The sequence below is a fragment of the Providencia manganoxydans genome (assembly GCF_016618195.1).
GTDB classification, from domain to species: domain Bacteria; phylum Pseudomonadota; class Gammaproteobacteria; order Enterobacterales; family Enterobacteriaceae; genus Providencia; species Providencia manganoxydans.
The window spans coordinates 298,503-317,606 of sequence record NZ_CP067099.1; the positions used below are offsets into that span (position 1 = coordinate 298,503).

15 protein-coding genes are annotated in these 19,104 nt (G+C 41.8%); 2 read left to right on the forward strand and 13 right to left on the reverse strand.

Annotated elements, in window-relative coordinates:
• The first annotated feature begins 495 nt into the window (after window positions 1-495).
• Window positions 496-1,671 (forward strand): multidrug efflux MFS transporter periplasmic adaptor subunit EmrA, encoded by a 1,176-nt coding sequence (gene emrA / locus JI723_RS01330; RefSeq protein WP_140179759.1) that lies wholly within the window; start codon window positions 496-498, stop codon window positions 1,669-1,671.
• A 17-nt stretch (window positions 1,672-1,688) separates the two neighbouring features.
• Window positions 1,689-3,215: a DHA2 family efflux MFS transporter permease subunit gene (locus JI723_RS01335; protein ID WP_140179757.1), complete on the forward strand. Its 1,527-nt coding sequence runs from the start codon at window positions 1,689-1,691 to the stop codon at window positions 3,213-3,215.
• A gap of 205 nt (window positions 3,216-3,420) precedes the next feature.
• On the opposite strand, the gene JI723_RS01340 is transcribed toward JI723_RS01335, so the two are convergent.
• The 13 genes from JI723_RS01340 to paaE form a co-directional block, all read right to left on the reverse strand.
• Entirely contained in the window at window positions 3,421-4,488 is a 1,068-nt protein-coding gene (locus JI723_RS01340) for a fimbrial protein (protein WP_337979950.1), read from the reverse strand.
• A 13-nt stretch (window positions 4,489-4,501) separates the two neighbouring features.
• A complete protein-coding gene (locus tag JI723_RS01345) occupies window positions 4,502-6,994 on the reverse strand; it encodes a fimbria/pilus outer membrane usher protein (RefSeq protein ID WP_140186929.1) in 2,493 nt (830 codons plus the stop codon).
• Window positions 6,995-7,012: 18 nt separating this feature from the next.
• Window positions 7,013-7,705, reverse strand: a complete 693-nt coding sequence (locus JI723_RS01350; protein ID WP_070929503.1) for a fimbrial biogenesis chaperone — start codon at window positions 7,703-7,705, stop codon at window positions 7,013-7,015.
• Window positions 7,706-8,123: 418 nt separating this feature from the next.
• Window positions 8,124-8,702: a fimbrial protein gene (locus JI723_RS01355; protein WP_070929502.1), complete on the reverse strand. Its 579-nt coding sequence runs from the start codon at window positions 8,700-8,702 to the stop codon at window positions 8,124-8,126.
• A 1,253-nt stretch (window positions 8,703-9,955) separates the two neighbouring features.
• Window positions 9,956-10,549, reverse strand: coding sequence for a phenylacetic acid degradation protein PaaY (gene paaY / locus JI723_RS01360; RefSeq protein WP_070929501.1), 594 nt, complete (start codon window positions 10,547-10,549; stop codon window positions 9,956-9,958).
• Window positions 10,550-10,587: 38 nt separating this feature from the next.
• Window positions 10,588-11,526 carry a phenylacetic acid degradation operon negative regulatory protein PaaX gene (gene paaX / locus JI723_RS01365; RefSeq protein ID WP_070929500.1) on the reverse strand — a complete coding sequence of 313 codons (939 nt, stop codon included), beginning with the start codon at window positions 11,524-11,526 and terminating at the stop codon, window positions 10,588-10,590.
• Window positions 11,527-11,794: 268 nt separating this feature from the next.
• Window positions 11,795-13,108 (reverse strand): phenylacetate--CoA ligase PaaK, encoded by a 1,314-nt coding sequence (paaK, locus tag JI723_RS01370; protein ID WP_140186311.1) that lies wholly within the window; start codon window positions 13,106-13,108, stop codon window positions 11,795-11,797.
• A 177-nt stretch (window positions 13,109-13,285) separates the two neighbouring features.
• Complete coding sequence (gene pcaF / locus JI723_RS01375) at window positions 13,286-14,488, reverse strand: 3-oxoadipyl-CoA thiolase (protein ID WP_272580522.1); 1,203 nt, start codon at window positions 14,486-14,488, stop codon at window positions 13,286-13,288.
• A complete protein-coding gene (gene paaI, locus JI723_RS01380; RefSeq protein WP_140186309.1) occupies window positions 14,485-14,925 on the reverse strand; it encodes a hydroxyphenylacetyl-CoA thioesterase PaaI in 441 nt (146 codons plus the stop codon). The genes pcaF and paaI overlap by 4 nt, the downstream gene beginning before the upstream one ends.
• Window positions 14,922-16,460 carry a 3-hydroxyacyl-CoA dehydrogenase gene (locus tag JI723_RS01385; RefSeq protein WP_337979735.1) on the reverse strand — a complete coding sequence of 513 codons (1,539 nt, stop codon included), beginning with the start codon at window positions 16,458-16,460 and terminating at the stop codon, window positions 14,922-14,924. Before JI723_RS01385 ends, paaI begins: the two co-directional genes overlap by 4 nt.
• A 1-nt stretch (window position 16,461) precedes the next feature.
• Entirely contained in the window at window positions 16,462-17,256 is a 795-nt protein-coding gene (gene paaG, locus JI723_RS01390; RefSeq protein ID WP_140179797.1) for a 2-(1,2-epoxy-1,2-dihydrophenyl)acetyl-CoA isomerase PaaG, read from the reverse strand.
• 1 nt (window position 17,257) lies between these two features.
• Window positions 17,258-18,031 (reverse strand): 2,3-dehydroadipyl-CoA hydratase PaaF, encoded by a 774-nt coding sequence (gene paaF, locus JI723_RS01395; RefSeq protein ID WP_140179741.1) that lies wholly within the window; start codon window positions 18,029-18,031, stop codon window positions 17,258-17,260.
• An 8-nt stretch (window positions 18,032-18,039) separates the two neighbouring features.
• Window positions 18,040-19,098, reverse strand: coding sequence for a 1,2-phenylacetyl-CoA epoxidase subunit PaaE (gene paaE, locus JI723_RS01400; protein ID WP_272580519.1), 1,059 nt, complete (start codon window positions 19,096-19,098; stop codon window positions 18,040-18,042).
• Between the last annotated feature and the right edge of the window lie 6 nt (window positions 19,099-19,104).

The following is a 19,104-nucleotide window of genomic DNA, read 5'->3' on the forward strand; positions in this document are numbered from 1 at the left end:
GGAAATGTTGAGATTAATCAAAAATGATCCCATTAGGCAGCAAATATAATTATAAGAATAAGTAAATGGGCGGTGTTGATGAAAACAATCTATACTCGTTATAGTTCAAGTTACAGCGTTGTTGACCGCATTTACTTGCCAGTTACATACTTATGTATATGGCTAGTGATGGAGCCACTTGTTGTCTAGCTGAACTTCGAATTATTTAGAGTAAAAAACGAATAAATTAAAAATAATCTTGTTTGTGGAGATAATAAATCTGTAGAGTAAAAAGTCAACAAAAATAATCTTTGTAATTCATTATGTTAATGACTTTCTATTTAAGATGTTCGCTATTAAACATTATTATCATTTATCGATGAAAAATATAACATTCTAATTAGTCAGAATGTCAAAAAATTAATTTGTTAAATGGAAATCGCTATTGCTTTATTAGTATTACTCCGTAAAGATAAGAGCAGTGATTAATAAATGAGTAAGACCCAGAGAGTTATTATGGATCAACCGACAAATTCAATCGAAACTAATCAAAAAACGAAAAAAAATGAAACACGCAGAAAACTATGGATGGCAATAGCTTCCATTATTATTGTTTTGCTGTTTGTTGCTTATGGCGCTTACTGGTTTTTGGTATTACGCTTTCAGGAATATACTGATGATGCGTATGTTTCGGGGCTACAAATACCTATTATTGCGCAAACAACCGGTAATGTGACGCAAGTAAATTTTGAAAATACCGATTTAGTAAAAGCAGGTGATGTGCTGGTGGTATTGGATAAAACCAATGCAACGTTAGCGTATGAACAAGCAAAACACGATTTAGCCACCACCGTGCGTAAAACTAAAGAGCTGTATATTAATGGTGATGAGTATCAAGCTCAGATCCAAAAAAATAGAGTATCACTTGCGCAAGCACAGAAAGATTACCAACGTCGCGTGGCTTTAGGTCGTAGCGGAACAATATCGAAAGAAGATTTGCAGCATTCACAAGAAGCGGTGCAACTCGCACAAGCAGCTCTGGATATTTCTATTCAGCAATATAATGCGAATCGCGCATTATTGCGCAATACAGAGCTGAAAAAGCAGCCCGCTATCCAACAAGCGGCTGATAGTGTGCGCAATGCGTGGATTAACTTGCAACGTACTGAAGTGAAAAGCCCAATGACGGGTTATGTTTCGCGTCGTAACGTACAAGTCGGTTCACAAGTTGGCCCACAAGGGTCATTAATGGCTATCGTGCCCGCACAACCTGTCTGGGTGGATGCTAACTTCAAAGAAACCCAGTTAGAAAAAGTACGTATCGGGCAGCCCGTGACGTTAACCAGTGATTTTTATGGTGACGATATTGTGTTTACTGGGAAAGTGGTAGGGCTCGATATGGGAACAGGTAGTGCTTTCTCTCTATTACCGGCACAAAATGCGACGGGTAACTGGATCAAAGTGGTTCAGCGTTTGCCTGTACGTGTAGAGTTAGATCCTGAACAAGTGGCTAAATATCCATTGCGTATTGGTTTATCGATGAACGCAACTATTGATATTAAAGATGAAAATGGTCCGGTCTTAGCTGAGGTTCAGCGCGAAACGCCGGCATTTGAGAGTGATGTATTGGTACTGAAACTCAATGAGGTCGATGCTGTTATCGACACGATCATTAACGAAAACGCGGATTAGCCCGAAAAGGAGTGGATGTGGCCGATATTCAACCACTAAAGGGCTCAAAACTGGTATGGGCAACGATAGCATTGTCGCTGGCGACCTTTATGCAGGTACTGGACTCGACTATTGCTAACGTTGCAATTCCAACGATTGCAGGTGATCTCGGTGTTTCGATGTCTCAGGGTACATGGGTGATCACCTCATTTGGTGTTTCTAACGCCATATCAATTGCGATTTCAGGGTTCCTTGCCAAACGTTTTGGTGAAGTGCGTGTATTTTTGTGGGCGACTGCATTATTTACCATTTTTTCATTGCTGTGTGGCTTTTCAGATAGTCTTGGTATGCTGATTTTGTACCGTGTATTACAAGGTGCAGTAGCCGGACCCGTTATCCCGCTATCACAAAGTCTGATCATGCGCTGTTATCCACCTAAAATGCAAAATATGGCGTTGGCATTTTGGTCGATGACTATCATTTTGGCTCCTGTATTTGGTCCTATTTTTGGCGGTTATATCAGTGATAACTTCCATTGGGGCTGGATCTTCTTTATGAACGTTCCTTTGGGGATTTTTGTGGTCATTGTTGGCTCCATAATCTTAAAAGGAATGGAATCGAAGGTGGTGAAAGTTCCGTTCAACGTCATTGGGCTAGCATTGCTATCCGTTGGTGTTGGTTGTTTACAGGTATTACTGGATAAAGGGAAAGAGTTAGGTTGGTTAGCATCTAATGAAATCGTCATCTTAGCGGTGATTTCAGCGATTGCGCTAGTATTCTTAGTGATTTGGGAGTTGACCGATAAAAACCCTATCGTCGAGTTAGCACTGTTTAAATCACGTAATTTTACTATCGGGACTATCTCAGTCAGCTTAGCGTATATGGCCTACTTTGGGGCAATTGTCTTGTTACCCCAACTATTACAAGAGGTATATGGCTATACCGCGACATGGGCCGGTTTGGCGTTGGCACCGATAGGGTTACTGCCTGTTCTATTTTCAGCGCCGGTTGCCAAGCTATCAGACTTCCTTGATATACGTTGGATAGTCACTTTTAGCTTTGTGTTCTATGCGATCTGTTTCTTCTGGCGAGCTTATACTTTTGAACCAAGTATGGATTTTACCGCGGTCGTATGGCCTCAATTGGTGCAAGGGATGGCAGTTGCTTGTTTCTTTATGCCATTGACGACATTAACATTGTCAGGGCTACCGCCTGAAAAACTGGCATCGGCATCGAGTTTAGCTAACTTTTTCCGTACCCTTGCAGGCTCAATTGGTACTTCGATTACAACGACCATGTGGAGTGATAGGGAAGCGGTTCATCATAGTCAGTTAACGGATTATATTACCGATTACAATCCTGAATCCCTTGAGATGTATAAAGAAATGGGAGCGCATGGTTTAAGTAATGAGCAAACATCCGGTTTTATTGCGCAAGAAATCACTAGCCAAGGACTGATTATTGCTGCTAATGAAATCTTCTGGTTATGTGGATGGGTATTTATTGCCTTGATCATCACGGTTTGGTTCGCTAAGCCGCCATTTGGTAGTAAAGCGAATAAATAATGATATTAATTAGGGCGCTAAATAGCGCCCTAACTGAGGTTGCTGACGAAGCGGGATAAAAGCGTGGTTTTTCCCGCTCCGTGTTATCAGCCGAAAATCAATGAATTGATTTTCCTCGTTTATTTCAGAACCCCTAACGACTGCAGCCAAACATGATATGTTTGTCAACAGTCTGAATTAGGGCGCTAAATAGCGCCCTAATTATTTATGGATAAACAATATTTAAGGTCGCAGATGTCTTTATGGTGCCTTGGGTGACTCGTCTTGGATCCCATGCATAATAATACGCTGCCATTGGAATGCTAAAGTTAGGTTCTAACTGCCCACCTGCATTCACATAAAACAGTGACGTCGCTTTCCCGCGGTTATTGGGGTTTTGTGAGATAACGATAGGGATATTTGGTGTGTTGGTTTTGACTAAGCGTATACCGACACCTTGTGCTGCATTAGCTGTTTTATCTATCAGCACCGAGTTATCAGAGCTAAGTAGATTATTACTGGATAAAAAGATATCAATCGACCGCTCTGCAATATTGTTGCCTCCACCAAGGTTTTCACAACGCATATTGAGTGCAAATGGTGTATAGCCTGCGTGGGAGTCGTTGAGCACTTGATGACTGCTCAATGTAGGTAAAGTGACCACAAGGCCTGAATTTTTGAAGACGCAGGTGGTTAGTTTAGGGGCGTACTTTAAAATCATCGGTTGACCAAACATATCGCGATCGTCGTATGGCCAATGAAACCCATTAAATAGCCATTGTAAGATCTTAATAATTTGTTTAACTGGCCACAATAAAATATCAAACAATGACATGCCGCTTAAATCGGTAACAAATAAAATATCATGTAAATTGACGGTATCACCGCTAACCATTGTGCCTGTTTTTGGCACGAGAGAGAATTTGATCGTGACGGGGGTATTTAGCTCAGATGCTGAATGTCGGCCTGTTTTTTTCAGCGTTCTGTTTGGGATATCGTTAATGATTTGTGCTCTGACATTATACTTCCCATTATTAAAGCTTAATATGGTGGCGTATTTTTCATCGGTATTGAGAATTTTAGTATAACCAAATTCGCTTTGCGTCGTGGAACAATTAAAGTTACCTGAATACTGGGTTGCAATGGTGGTGACCCATTCGGGCGTCGCGGGCGTCAGCTTATCCGAAAGGTCGATACTGATTGGTGGTGCGTAGCGTACACCTTGTTCATAACAAATTGCGTAGCTATAGCCACTAAAGGCCATCAATAATAATAAATATAGGTATTTGATCATGATACGAGTTCCATTACTGGCAGATGCCAGCGACGCCATCTAAATTTTCAGGCAAGTGATTGATCACGCAATCACCATCATTCAGTTGAATAACGACACTTTCTGGGAAAGTTTCAGCTTTCAAATATAAGACACTGGCTTGGCCTACGTAGCCGAGTGCATTGCCATCAAGATCGGTAATTTCAGCGCCAAAAGGTAGTGCTTTGCCATTTTTTTGGAAGGCACGGCTAACCCATGAGCTACGGGTATCCGTTTTGAATTTAACTAAACTCACGGATCCTTCAATCGGGGCACTATTCGCAATATTACCAATCACTTCAGCACCTTGAACATTTTCTGTATTCGAAAGGGTGATTGAGTTTTTACGATAAGGTGTCGCGTAAGGTACCAGTGCTAATCCGTCTTTATTAGTTATGATACTTTGGTCTCCATTTACCATGAGCCCTTGTGCTTTTGGTGCTTGTACTATGGTCATGGTGTTGCCAATTTCATTGGAAGCCAGCACATCCCAAGGAATAGCGACTAGACTACCGCGAGCGCTCAAACCTATTTGACGATAATCATTTGATTCACTGATAGAGCTGCCTACCGTGGAAATATTTGAACGATAGGCAAGATTTGCACTCGCCATATTTTGTCCGCCTTGTTGATTGCTTCCAGATAGGGAATAACTTAGGCGGTTGGCTTCCAATGCAGTACCACTTAAGGAAACGGTGCTCTGTTGATAATGTGAATCAGTCGCTGTCAAACCTGTGCTTATCCATACATTATTATCGAATAAGTTCATAGGCAGGCTGAAGGTGAGATAATAGCGGTTCTCTTCTTTGCCTTTACCGTCGCGGACTCTACTGGCAGAGATAGAATAACTGATATTTGCATATGCGTTGGAGTAGCCTAATTGGTATTCGCGAGTTGTTGGTGTCGTTGACCAATAATCACGCTGAGAGCCTGAAATATAGGTCGTTCCCCAATTTTCAGGAAGGCGTTGGTTTAAGTTAATCGTAAATGTATTCTTAGGGCGCACACCACGCATTGAGTCCCATGTGTTCATATCAAAAGAGGTTGTTTCTTGATTAGGACGAGAGCCTTGTGTCTGTTTATCGAGGGTCTCTTGATAGAGGCGATAGCCTTCATGAGCATGGATTGAATCGCTAAAACTGTAATAGCCTTTTGTTGAATAGCGATAGGCTGCTAAGGTAAAGTTAGTCGCGGTAGTATCCAAGAATTTGCTGTATGAGATCCGCATACTTTGCCCACGGGAAGTTTCATTTGGTAGCTTAGTATTTGCATGGGTAACATCAACAGAAACTGCACCAATCGGCAGGTTCCAGCCTGTTCCAAGCAAGTAGGCTTGATAATCTTCACTCGCGATAGTTCCTGCATAACCCGTTATCAGGTTATTAAAACCATATTCAACAGTCCCTTGAAAAAACTCTGGTTGATAATGGCCATTTTCTTGATTTACCTTACCGGCAAGTAATGCATAATTGCTTACGCCTTCTTTTAACATACCCGGTACGGCAGAAAACGGCACGGTAAAGGATTGCTCCTGCCCATCAGCTTCTTTTACGATAACTAACAGATCACCCGCAGAGCCGGTTGGCTGGATATTATCAATCGTAAATTGTCCCGGAGGAACGTTCTCTTGGTAAACAACGCTGCCGTTTTGTATGACTTTCACAAGGGCGTTCGTTTGCGCAACTCCGCGTACAATCGGGGCAAATCCTTGTTGCGATGTGGGGCGCATATTGATATCCGAGGCCAGAGATACGCCACGTACACGTACTGAGTCGAAGAGAGTGCCTTGAGAGTAAAAATCGCCGGCCACAAAATTAGATTTATAGAGTGGTAAAGCTTTGCGTAAATAACGCGTGTTATTTTCCCATTTTAGGCTACTACCCGCATGTTTACGCACTGAACTGCTATCTCGAAACTGCCAAGAGTTAAGGTTGATACCTGATTCAAGACCTGCATAGATATCATCGCTGGTTGATTTATCGCCATTTTTATTGTTAGTTTTATAATAGGTGGTGTTATATGACAGCATAGCGGCTGGGATCCCACTTTCCCATGACTCAGGTGGGACATAGCCGACTTCAGTACGCAGTAAAAAGCTTTGTGGAATGGTCATTTTGATGCTGAGTGTGCTGACATCGACATCATAACGACCACCCTGAACCAATTGTTCTAATGTGTAATCTTGTGTCTCTTCAGTTGTTTCAGGTAATTGAATACCAAATAATGCAGCTTCTGTTTTGCTGATTAAGATAGTGTTCTGTTCATCTGTAAAAACAAAAGGATAACGGCCTTTCCAGTCACCATTGATATAAGTATCCATTTCTTGAATACCAGCAGGCATGCTCTGTTCTTCATAAAATCGAGATAGATTCGATTTTGCAGAATCCCCCGCAAGCAAAGAGGTATCAAAATTGACGCCCCAGCTTTTTGATGTTCCGAGAAGCAAACAAACTGCGAGTAGGCTCCAATGATGGCCGTACAACTTCATTATTACAGATTCTCTTTTTTATTTAGTAATCACGGACTTATTTTTATAAGCACCCAGATCATCAACATATAATAAGCTGTAGCTTTGACCGGCTGTAATGGCGGTTTTGGCAGGCGCTAAGCTATTAGAAAAGGGTGCAATCATCAGCGAGTCAGCAAGCATTTTATTACCGCTTTTATTACTAATATTCGCGATAGTGACGTAATAAGGACTGTTGTTGGTAATGCGAAAACTTTGATTTTCGGCTTTAACGGTGAGTTGCTCAATAGCTTGCTCAACACCGGCTTGTAATGATGTTGGGCGATAAAAAAGCTTAATACGTGTTTTAATGGCTAACTGCATGGTATTTTTACCTTGCAGATGATCAGGCGTTGGTGGAATGTCTAGCACATTCAAGTAAAAAACCGATTCACGATCTGTTGGCAGTGACGCAGGTAATTTTTTAATACGTAATTGTTGACCTGCGTTCCCTGAGACTTTAACAACGGGCGGGGAAAGTAGAAAAGGCACATTTGCTGTCTCAGGAGTTGAATTGATATCGCCATCATCAATCCATGATTGAACTAATGCAGGATCATCACCGTTATTGATTAATTGAACGATAGTTTCGTTATTCTTTTCTGGATAAATAACACGAGTACCATTAACAACAATATTAGCGAATGCTGTATTAATACTGATAAGTAAGGAAAATAAAATAATTAAGCGCATTTTTATAAACTCAGAGGGATGGGATGGTCAAGTTAATAGATTAACTTGACCATAAGTATGCCCTTTATACTTTAAGCGGTAGTGCTTGTATTAAGGCATGGTGTCTATACTTATCATACTTCAAGACATATGGGGAACTATGCGCTATTCACCGAGTATCTATGCGCTTCTCGGCTATTTTTGCTTGTCGCCTATCTATATCCTGAATTAGTTAGAGTATATATTCATTAGCACTAGTTACTTATGTCGTTACCTAGTGTTTTATTTAATTGACACCTTGCTGTAACTTTAATTATTTCGGGTATATTAATACGCTCTGTATTATTACAAGGAAGCATTATTGAATTAATTTATTCATATTAATTGCATATTTTTTTATGCTGTTATTAATGCTATACCTCGAATAATTGAGAGTATATTACAGGTAAGAAATGGTGTAAGTTACATTAGAGCTTAAGCTACCTACTCTTGCTGGCAGTGCATTCGTTTTGTAGTAATAAATATCTAATGCTAACGTTTCAGGCGTTGCTTCATTACCTTTAATATTAGTAACCAAAGGTTGGTTTAATACAAGAGGAGTTTGATCTGTTGTTTTTGTAATAGCAAAACCAACGTTACGTGATACGTTTGCATCATTTTCATTTACAGTGGTGTTCAGCAAATATTTACCATCTGTAGAAATATTATTTGCAGAAGAGAAATAGATTTTTAACGGTGCATCTTCGGCTTTGTTTGCTGAAGTACAGTTAGAAAAAGTAAGAGAAACGGTTTTTTTGTTTTTTGTGATGATGCCTGGTTTGGTACCCGCTTCATCTACGCTGATAGGGTTTAAAGCCACTGTAAAGTCAGCGCTTTTGCCACCATTGATAGTACAAGTTGTATCTGTAATCGCACCGCTAAAGTTGATCACACCACCTGCTGAACTGTCTTCCGCCATGGCAGGTGTTGCCGCAAGAATTAATGCTGTCGCAGCAGATAATGCAAATTTGTTATTCATTTTCTTCTCCGAGAAGAGCTGTGTGTATGTCAATAATAAGTAATAGCAAGCCGTTAACGTCTGGTTATTCACCGGAAATTAAACTCAGCCAGTTTAAAAATATTTATTAATTATCTGAATTTTAAATTTAATATAAAAATACAAAATCACACTTTTGGTAAAAGTGTATTTGTATTTCACTCTTGTTTAACTACCAGATAAATTTGATTTATATCAATTTTGATAGGGCGCTATTATACGTATAATCATCTGTTTAAAAAGAGGGTTAAATTTACTCATATTAGATTTAAAAATTAAATGTCGGGTTATGCTCTGAAATGGTTAGCTATTACGCGAAAAAAGACGTAATAAGAAATGAGATTAGAGTTTTATTTTGTAATTTTACTTATTACAGAGTTATGTGTATTCTTTAATATTAAAAGTAGGGTTAAAAACTTGTTACTAATTATTTCTTTTTGTGAAATTATGTTTTTTTATTTATTTTAAATCAATATGTTAAATAATATACCTCTTTGTGAGTAGTTAAATAATGATGATGATTGATGAATTTTTCTTTTGATTTTATAACTTTATATATCTGTTAAATTAAAATTTTTAACTAATAAATATGGTTTATAAAAAATAAACTATTATATAGTTTGGTGATTATCAACAAGAAATATGATTGTTAATAATAATATTTACTTAAAACAACCGTTGTTTTGGTAGATAGGACAAGGTATTTATGAGTAATTATTAACCTATTCAAGTCTATGCCTATTGCAGTAATAGCTAAAACCTCAACAATAACATTATTAATTATAAGGTTTATTTCCAAGGGGTAATACAACTAACCCAAATATGACTTGTGTTATGTTTCGAGTTAACAGTATCGGCATGGAGCCAGCAAACTTTATAATTATTTTATTATCATCGGCTAATCTTTAAATAAGGCAGTAGACAATGCGTATAGTAAGCATGTTATTAATTGCCTTGTTGGGGCTTAGTATACTTCAGCCTAAGAAGGTGACTACTACTCAGCCAGCCAGACTATAGAGTTTATCTATGCTCCCTGTCTATCTTCATTTGTTGTCTACCTGAAACTCGAATTGTTTACAGTATATGTGTATGTTTTTTGGGAGCACTTGTTGCTCAATTCTACTTCGAAGGGTTTGGAATATAGGTAGGAGTTATAATTTAAGAAGTTATTATGAGCTAATAAATTATTCATGTAGTACTTAATAGAAGAATACCACATGAATAGTTATACAAAGCTAAAGTGCTGATTTGGGAATGATACCTTCGAAGACTAATTTAGGCCTATTGGGTTCTTCCTGAGCCAAAGGTTCGACCTCACGGAGAGTCTGTTTACACCGACTCACTAAGTCTTGGTAGTCAACAGTACCACTGCTTTTCCATGCAATTTCTTGTTCTGATAGCTCTCTTAGTGCTTTTGCTGGGGTACCAACAATCAGCATATTGTCGGCAAATACAGCTTCTGCTTTGACAAATGCACATGCGCCAACAATCGAGTTTTCACCAATAACAGCACCATCCATAATGACACTGTTCATACCGACTAATGCATTACGTTTAATGTGGCATCCATGTAAGATAGCACCGTGGCCAATATGACCATCTTCTTCAATGATCGTATCGAATTGTGGAAAACCATGCATAACACAGTTGTCTTGAACGTTAGCGCCATCCTTGATGATTAAACGACCAAAATCCCCTCTTAGGCTTGCATTCGGACCAATGTAAACATTTTTGCCAATTATAACATCGCCTATGACCACAGCGGTTGGATGAACAAAACTGTCAGGGCCAACGACGGGGGTAAGCCCATCTATTTGGTAAAAAGACATCGTAAATTTCTCCTGTTGAATTTTGCATTGGCTATACTTTATGCAGCAATTTCTTTTAACGCGCCCCCAAACCGCTTGAAATATAAAGTAGTTGGCTGAGGGAGCTCTCCAACTGTTGTTTCACATCTTTCACTGATATAGCGTGTTGCTGCAAGCTCAACCCGTTGATAAATATTAGTGCATAAGTGTTTTGCTATTTGCCCCTCCCATTGTGCTGGAAGTAGTTCGTCGGGCAGTTGTGGATCCTTTAACACGATCCTGCGATAAAAATGGATCAGTAATAAGCGTAGCTGAAAACTGTGTTCAGGTGATATTTGTTCGTCAGTTAATTCTTTGAGTAATAAAGCCAACGGACGAAATAGGGTAATAAAGTGGTGGTAGTGCTCTGCAACTTGCTGCAATGACCAACTATCAGCAACCAGCTGCTTGAGGTTTTTTTCTGACCGACTATAAGGATAATCGGCTCGAAAATAAATCACCTGCTCAGAGGCATTAAGCTCATTGAGCAAAGTTGGAATATCACCTTGAGCACTGCTAGGAGCTGCCATTAATGAGGTATTTAATTGGCCGAAGCCTAACCAACTTAACTCTTTTTTTAACCTAGCTTTCTCTTCTTTATCCGCAGTTTCGAGTAAAAGTAAATCCCATTTACCATCCCAATCAGGTTGTTCACTTTGATAAATTTTACTTTCTGCATGGCGAAATTGGTTTTGACCACGTTCGGAGATCCGATAGTAACTGCGCCTACCAATTTTCTCAGCATCTAACCAACCTTCTTTTTGTAAACGAAATACGGAGGTACGTACAAAACGATCAGTAAACCCCATGGGTTCTAATAAGTTAGTTAAACTCCCTAGCCAGACCTCACCGCCACGGTGATGCAGTGCATCACCATAAAGAGAGATAATAAGCGATGTGCCGCTAATAGGCTGGCTAGTCAGTGCATGCTGTATAAATTGACTAAGTTTAGTGTCCATTTTTTGATTATCCGGCAAATTTTTGTATCAAAAACCTATGCGAACAGTAGACAATAACTATTTACAGACTGCAAGTTACGGCGGCTTATCCGAAGTAGAATGCGTATATCAATAATGACGTTAATGACTCATAGGTACTGCAAGTTGCAGCGTTTTAGGTTGAGGTAGGTGACGACACTGACCTGCGTCAGTCACCGAGTATTTTTCGCGACGAGTGACTCATTCACTGGTCGCTTAGATGCATCTTGAATTGTTTAGAGTATAGAGCTTATATTGCAATTCTTGTATCAATAACACGCTCAGCTTTACCTTGTGAGCGAGGAATATCGCCACAGTTTACAATGCTGATACGTGTACTAACCCCAACCATTGATTTTATGCGATGCTTAAGGTTATGACAGATGTTACAACGCTCATCATAAGTTAGAGCATCGGGCTGCTTTAATTCAACACGAATTGATAAGCTATCCATATTCCCTTTACGGCTGATTTCCAATTGATAATGTGGAGAAAGCTCCTTGAACTGCATGATTTGTTCTTCAATCTGCGATGGAAAAACATTCACGCCTCGTATAATCATCATGTCATCAGAACGTCCTGTAATTTTACCAATGCGACGCATATGACGATTAACGCCTGGCATTAGATGAGTTAAATCACGAGTTCGATAACGTATAACGGGCATAGCCTCTTTTGTAAGCGTAGTGAACACTAACTCACCATTGTCTCCAGCAGCCAAAGGTTGTAGTGTGTCTGGTGAAATGATCTCTGGGTAAAAATGATCTTCCCAGATAGTTGGCCCGCTTTCACCTGAATCGGCACACTCCATGGCAACGCCTGGCCCCATCACTTCTGACAGCCCATAAATATCAAGTGCTTTAATACCAAGACGCGTTTCAATTTCTGTTCTCAAAGCTTCAGTCCAAGGTTCTGCACCAAACACACCTAATCTTAGTGAGCACTTACTTGCATCTCCACCCATGATTTTTTCAAGTTCATCAATAATGCTGAGACAGTATGATGGTGTGACCATGATAACATCAGGCTTGAAATCAGCGATTAATTGCGCTTGTTTCTCTGTTTGCCCACCCGACATTGGGATCACGGCAGCACCAAGGCGTTCAGCACCATAATGAGCCCCTAAACCGCCGGTAAATAAGCCATAACCATAAGCAACATGAATTTTGTCACCTTTGCCCGCACCTGCTGAGCGTAGACTACGAGCAATCAAGTCGGCCCAATTATCAATATCCTGTTGTGTATAACCCACCACCGTTGGGCGCCCTGTTGTACCCGATGATGCATGGATACGAATGATTTGATTCATAGGAACCGCGAAGGTATTGAAGGGATAGTTTTCACGGAGATCTTGTTTCGTGGTATAAGGAAATTTTTCGATGTCGCTCAGTTGTTTAAAATCATCAGGGTGAACACCTGCATCATTAAATTTCTTGCGGTACATCGGTACATTTTCGTAAGCGTGAGTGAGTGTCCACTTCAGCCGTGATAGCTGTAAAGCTTCAATTTCATCTCTAGAAGCAAATTCAATTGAGTCGACGGTATGTTGTTGTTGAATGCTCATAATTGCTTATCCTTATAATTATTTGGATACTGCTTGTTTAAGCGTTACCTATAAACCGCGTTAAGCAGATAGGGGCACCGCTTAATGGCACAATGCAGCTGAGCCTGAAGTTTGCGATGTAGGGTTCAGGCCTTATATAAATGAATCGACTATCAGGTACAGATGGTGATTATTTGTCTAAACGCGTTCAATAATCATCGCTATCCCTTGACCGACCCCAATGCACATAGTGCACAGGGCAAAACGACCTTGTCGGCGATGCAGCTCATTAGTCGCCGTAATGGCTAATCTAGCGCCACTCATCCCAAGCGGATGGCCCAATGAAATAGCCCCACCGTTTGGATTAACCTGTGCAGCATCATCAGGGAGCCCTAAGCCCCTTAAGACCGCGAGTGCTTGCGCGGCGAAAGCTTCATTAAGTTCAATCACATCCATTTGTTCAATTGTGAGCCCAGCCATCTTTAGTACTTTCTGTGCTGCTGGCAGTGGCCCAATGCCCATCAGCCGTGGTTCTACACCACAGGTTGCTGTGGCGATGATGCGTGCTTTAGGTACTAACCCTTGCGTATTGGCGGTTTCTTGCGAAGCGATGATCAGTGCTGCCGCGCCATCATTTACCCCAGATGCATTACCTGCGGTGACTGAACCATTGTGGCGAAAAGGGGTTTTGAGTTTTTGTAGTTGTTCCCAAGTCGTTTCTGGGCGCGGGTGTTCATCTTCAGTGACGACAATGTCACCTTTACGGTGTGTGATGGTGATAGGCACAATCTCTTGTGCAAAAATACCTTTTTGCCGTGCTTGTTCAGTACGTTGTTGACTGCGTAAGGCAAAGTGATCTTGATCAGCTCGGCTGATAGCGTACTCTTGCGCAACGTTTTCTGCGGTTTCAGGCATTGAATCTGTCGCAAATTGCTGCTCCATCAATGGATTGATAAACCGCCAACCAATCGTGGTATCAAACAACTGTGGTTGCCGAGAGAAAGCGGATTCTGCCTTGCTCATCACGAAAGGGGCTCGACTCATCGATTCAACTCCCCCTGCAATCATTAAGTTTGCTTCGCCTGATTTGATACTTCTAGCAGCCAAGGCTATCGCATCAAGCCCTGAGCCACACAATCGGTTAATTGTTGTACCAGAGACGGATAATGGAAGGCCTGCTAATAAACCTGCCATTCTTGCGACATTACGGTTGTCTTCTCCCGCCTGATTGGCACAGCCTAATATGATGTCATCAGTAAGTGACCAATTAAGTTGTGGTTGCCTTTCCATTAATGCTTTTAACGGTAAAACAGCAAGATCATCAGGGCGTAAAGAGGACAGAGCACCACCATAACGGCCGATTGGAGTTCTTACCCCATCACAAATAAAAGCATCTCTCATAACTTTTCCTCTACTAAGTGGTGGCCGAGGCGGTGAGCACGTCCGGAGAACCAAGCTAAGGTTTTTCCGTGTTGATTGATGACTTCAACCTCATATAGCCCAGTTCGTTTGCCTTGGTATTTCACTTGCGCAATCGCGGTTAGTGTATCGCCTTCAAAACTTGGGCGAATAAAATCAATCGAACAACTGGATGCAACAGCAGCAAGACCATGACTGTTACATGCATAAGCGAAAGCGGTATCTGCTAAGCTAAATAGTTGCCCCCCATGGCAGGTTTTATGGCCATTTAACATCTGTGATGTAATACACATGGACAGTTGCGCAAAACCTTCCGAAACCTGCTCAATGGACATTCCCATCGCTTTTGCACATGCATCATCTCGATACATAATCTGTGCCGATTGTTGTGCTAATGTCATATCTGTCGATGTATTCATTGAAGTTCCTTAGCGAATCGCGTTTGATGACCTGCCGCCAATTGCCTAAGTAATGGATTGGCTCGATAGCGACCATCACCATAAAATTCTGCGAGCTGTTCCAATGTATTAAGAATATTTTGCCAGCCAATCTCCGCTCCCCAAGTTAGAGGGCCTTTTGGGTAGTTAACGCCGTAACACATGGCGTTGTCGGTGTCTTCTGGGCTGGCAATTCCTTTATTTACTACGTCTAACGCTTCATTACATAGCATGGCAACTGTGCGCATGTTGAGTAAACTGGGGTAGTCAGGTAGCACGATCACATCCTTGTTCAATGATTGAAAAAAAGCGATAACAGTTTGATTTTCTTGCTGGCTGTTTTGTGCTGCGCAACTGATAGCAATAGCGGGTGCTTTGCCATAGTCAGCCGATAAATCAAATAGAACCACGCTTTGATTGTTTTTCTGTGCTTGAGAAGATGCTAATTCACCGTTGGTTAACATAACCATAACATCGCCAATAAAAAGTGTTGGATGCTTATGAGCATCACATTTGGATCCTTCGAGGCAGATCCCGTTTTGCCGCAATAATTGCGCAAATGTAGGTAAACTTTGCCAAGCGCCTCGAGCGGTGATTAAAAGTGAGTTGTTGTGAGGTATTTTTTCTGCAATTTTGGCATCAGGAAGCGGCGCGGCTTTATGATAATGATAAAACCCTCGGCCTGTTTTTCGGCCTAAATGTCCCGCTTGTACTAACTCAAGTTGTTCAAAAGAGGTTTGAAAGCGAGGATCATAGCCAAAGGCTTGAAAAATAGACTCGGTGACAGCATAGTTCACGTCATGACCGATAAGGTCAGTCAGTTGTAGTGGACCCATTGCAAAACCGCCCGCATCACGCAATACACTGTCTAGTGTTGCCGGAGCGGCAATTCGTTCTTCGAGTGCGCGTAGGGTTTCTGCATAAAAAGGGCGAGCGACTCGATTGACAATAAACCCAGGTGTTGAGCGGCAAACAACAGGGACTTTACCCCATGCAAGAGAGAGTGCTTTGAGCTGGTTCACCACCGATTCAGCAGTTTCCCTGCCACGGACCACTTCGACGAGCTTCATAATAGGCGCTGGATTGAAAAAATGTAGGCCTGCGAATCGTTCTGGGTGCTTGAGTTGGCTCGCAATTGCTGTAATCGATAGTGAGGAAGTATTGCTGGCGAAGAGGGTATTTTGATGGCAAATACCTTCAAGTTGATTAAAAATGGCTTGTTTAATGGTTAATTTTTCAGCAACGGCTTCAATCACTAGCTGTGCTGGCGCCAGTTCAGCCATGTTATGAACTAAGGTGAGTCGCGAAAGCAAGGATGTTGCTGCTTGAGCTGGCATTTTCCCTTGCTGAACGCGTTTATTCAAGCGTTCAGTTAAAGACTGTTTCGCTGTCTCAAGTGCCTGTGCATTGATATCAAAAAGTAAGACATTGTGTCCTGCATTAGCTGCAACTTGTGCTATGCCGATACCCATTGTTCCAGCGCCAATGACAGCAACAGTATTGATCATTGAAGTCATGTTAGTGCCCTTTAAATACAGGTTCGCGCTTATTTAAAAATGCGTTTACGCCTTCACGATAATCATCGCTGCGGCCGCCTAAACGTTGTAAATCGCGTTCAAGATCTAATTGCGCATCTAACGTATTGGTTGCGGCGCAATAGATAGCTTTTTTAATTAAACCCAACCCATAGGTCGGTTGTATTGCAAGATGTTGGGCTAATGCATTAACGGTCGCAGTGAGCTGATCATTTTCGGTGACTTGCCAAATCATTCCCCATTGAAGAGCTTGTTCTGCGCTGATTTTATCGCCAAGTAATGCCATTCCCATGGCTCGTGCATGCCCAACTAACTGAGGTAAAAACCAGCTGCCACCTGAATCGGGAACTAGGCCTAAGCGGCAAAAAGATTGAATAAAATTAGCGCTTTTGGCGGCAATTACGATATCGCCAGCTAATGCAATGGCAGCACCCGCACCCGCAGCGACACCATTTACTGCGCAGATAATCGGTTTGGGTAAATTAGTCATTCGACGAATGAGCGGGTTATAAAAGGTTTCAACCGAGTACCCTAAATCAGGGGCTTGGTCACTGGCCGTCACATTACGGTCGTTGAGATCTTGCCCTGCACAGAAACCACGTCCTGCACCAGTAATCACTAAACAGCGAACGGTTTCATCGCGTTCAGCTATTTTTAATGCTTCGCTTAATTGATGATGCATCTCATCATTGAAGCTATTGAGCCTGTCGGGGCGATTTAAGGTGATCGTTAATACGCCTTCTTGTTGCGTGGTTAATATCATGGCGCTGTCTTGCATGTTATTGTCCTGTAAATTTGGGCTGTCGTTTTTCAAAGAAGGCATTGATCCCTTCTTGGCGGTCATCGGTACCAGCTAACCCGACAAAATATTGGCGTTCGAGCTGCAAGCCATCAGTAAGTGACATTTCTTGAGCTGCATTAATCGCCGCTTTAGCGGCTTTCACTGCTAAGGGAGCGTGTGTTGCGATGCGTTGCGCAATTTTTTGTGCATATTCAACCACCAGACCATCAACACAAACTTGGCTTACAAGCCCTGCTTGTAAGGCTTGTTGCGCATCAATTGCGTTGCCAGTGAGGATCATTTGCATGGCAAGAGATTTCCCAACTCCACGCACTAGACGTTGTGTGCCACCCGCTCCCGGTATCAAACCTAATGTGATTTCAGGTAACCCAAAACGTGCAGATTCGCCTGCAATAGTGATATCGCTGGCGAGTACTAGCTCACAGCCAGCGCCTAATGCATAGCCATTCACAGCGCTAATGATCGGTTTTGTGATCTGATTAAAGCGGCGCCAAATAGCAGGGCGTTTATCTGTGATAGCGGAAGCAACGGTTTGTTGCTGTAGCTCTTTTAGGTCAGCTCCTGCTGCGAAAAAGCGTGAGTTACCCGTGATCAATATTGCACCAATCTCTGGATTGTTATCAGCCCGCTCAAGGTGCTCGACGAGTTGTTTTAGGCAATCCGTACTTAATGCGTTACGCACTTCTGGGCGGTTTAACGTTAATGTCAGTACGCGGTTGTTTGTGTGTGTGAGGATCCAATCTGTGTGCATATTGCCTCCTACACATCAAAATCGAGCACGACACCATCGCCTTTCGGCCATGATTGGCAGCTTAATATGTAGCCTTCAGCGATCTGATCGGGCTCTAGGCTATAATTCACCCCCATTTCAACTTCGCCTGAACGTAATTTGCATTTGCAGGTTGCGCAAACACCACCTTTGCATGCATAGGGCAGATCAGCTCCTTGACGCAATGCAGCATCAAGAATGCTGTCATCTTGACTATCCATGGTGATTGTCAATGTTCGTCCATCCAGTTGAAGGCTAACTTGCCGGTTATCAGAAGCGACAGCCGCTGGTGGCTTAAATTTTAGGGATGAAGTATTAAAACGCTCACTGTGGATATGATCTGAGTTCATCCCACATTCCGCCAATGTCAGCTGTACTTCATCCATCATGGCTTCAGGACCACATACAAAGGCGCGGTGGTACTGCTTGAAATTGAGTAGTTGCTGATCAAGTGCTATTAGCTGAGATTTATTAATGCGCCCACTGAGGAGCGGGCTTTCTTGTTGCTCTTGGCTGAATAAATAGAGCACTTGCAAACGTTGAGCAAAGCGATTTTTAAGATCGGCAATGACTTCTTTAAACATCACTGAGCGACTATTTTTATTGCCATAAATTAAAGTCACATGGCTATATGGCTCGGTTTGCAGAGTGGATTTAATGATGGAAAGCAGCGGTGTGATCCCAGACCCCGCAGCAATAGCAAGATAACGAGCTCGGGTATTGGCTTCAGGTTGGTAGCCAAACTTTCCTTGTGGGATCATCACATCAAGGCTATCCCCGACATTCAGTTGTTGGTTAATAAAATTTGAAAAGCGTCCTTCATAAATGGCTTTAACACCAATTTTTAATGTGTTTTCATCTGGTGAGCTACAAATGGAGTAGCAACGGCGCAAATCTTCGCCATTAATTAACGCTTTAAGAGTAAGGTGCTGTCCTGGGCGATAGTGATAGTGTTTGCGCAAGCTATCGGGGACATTAAATGTCACAGCCACCGCATCGGGGGTGTCACGTTCAATAGCGGCAATACTTAAGCGGTGAAATACAGTCATAATGTG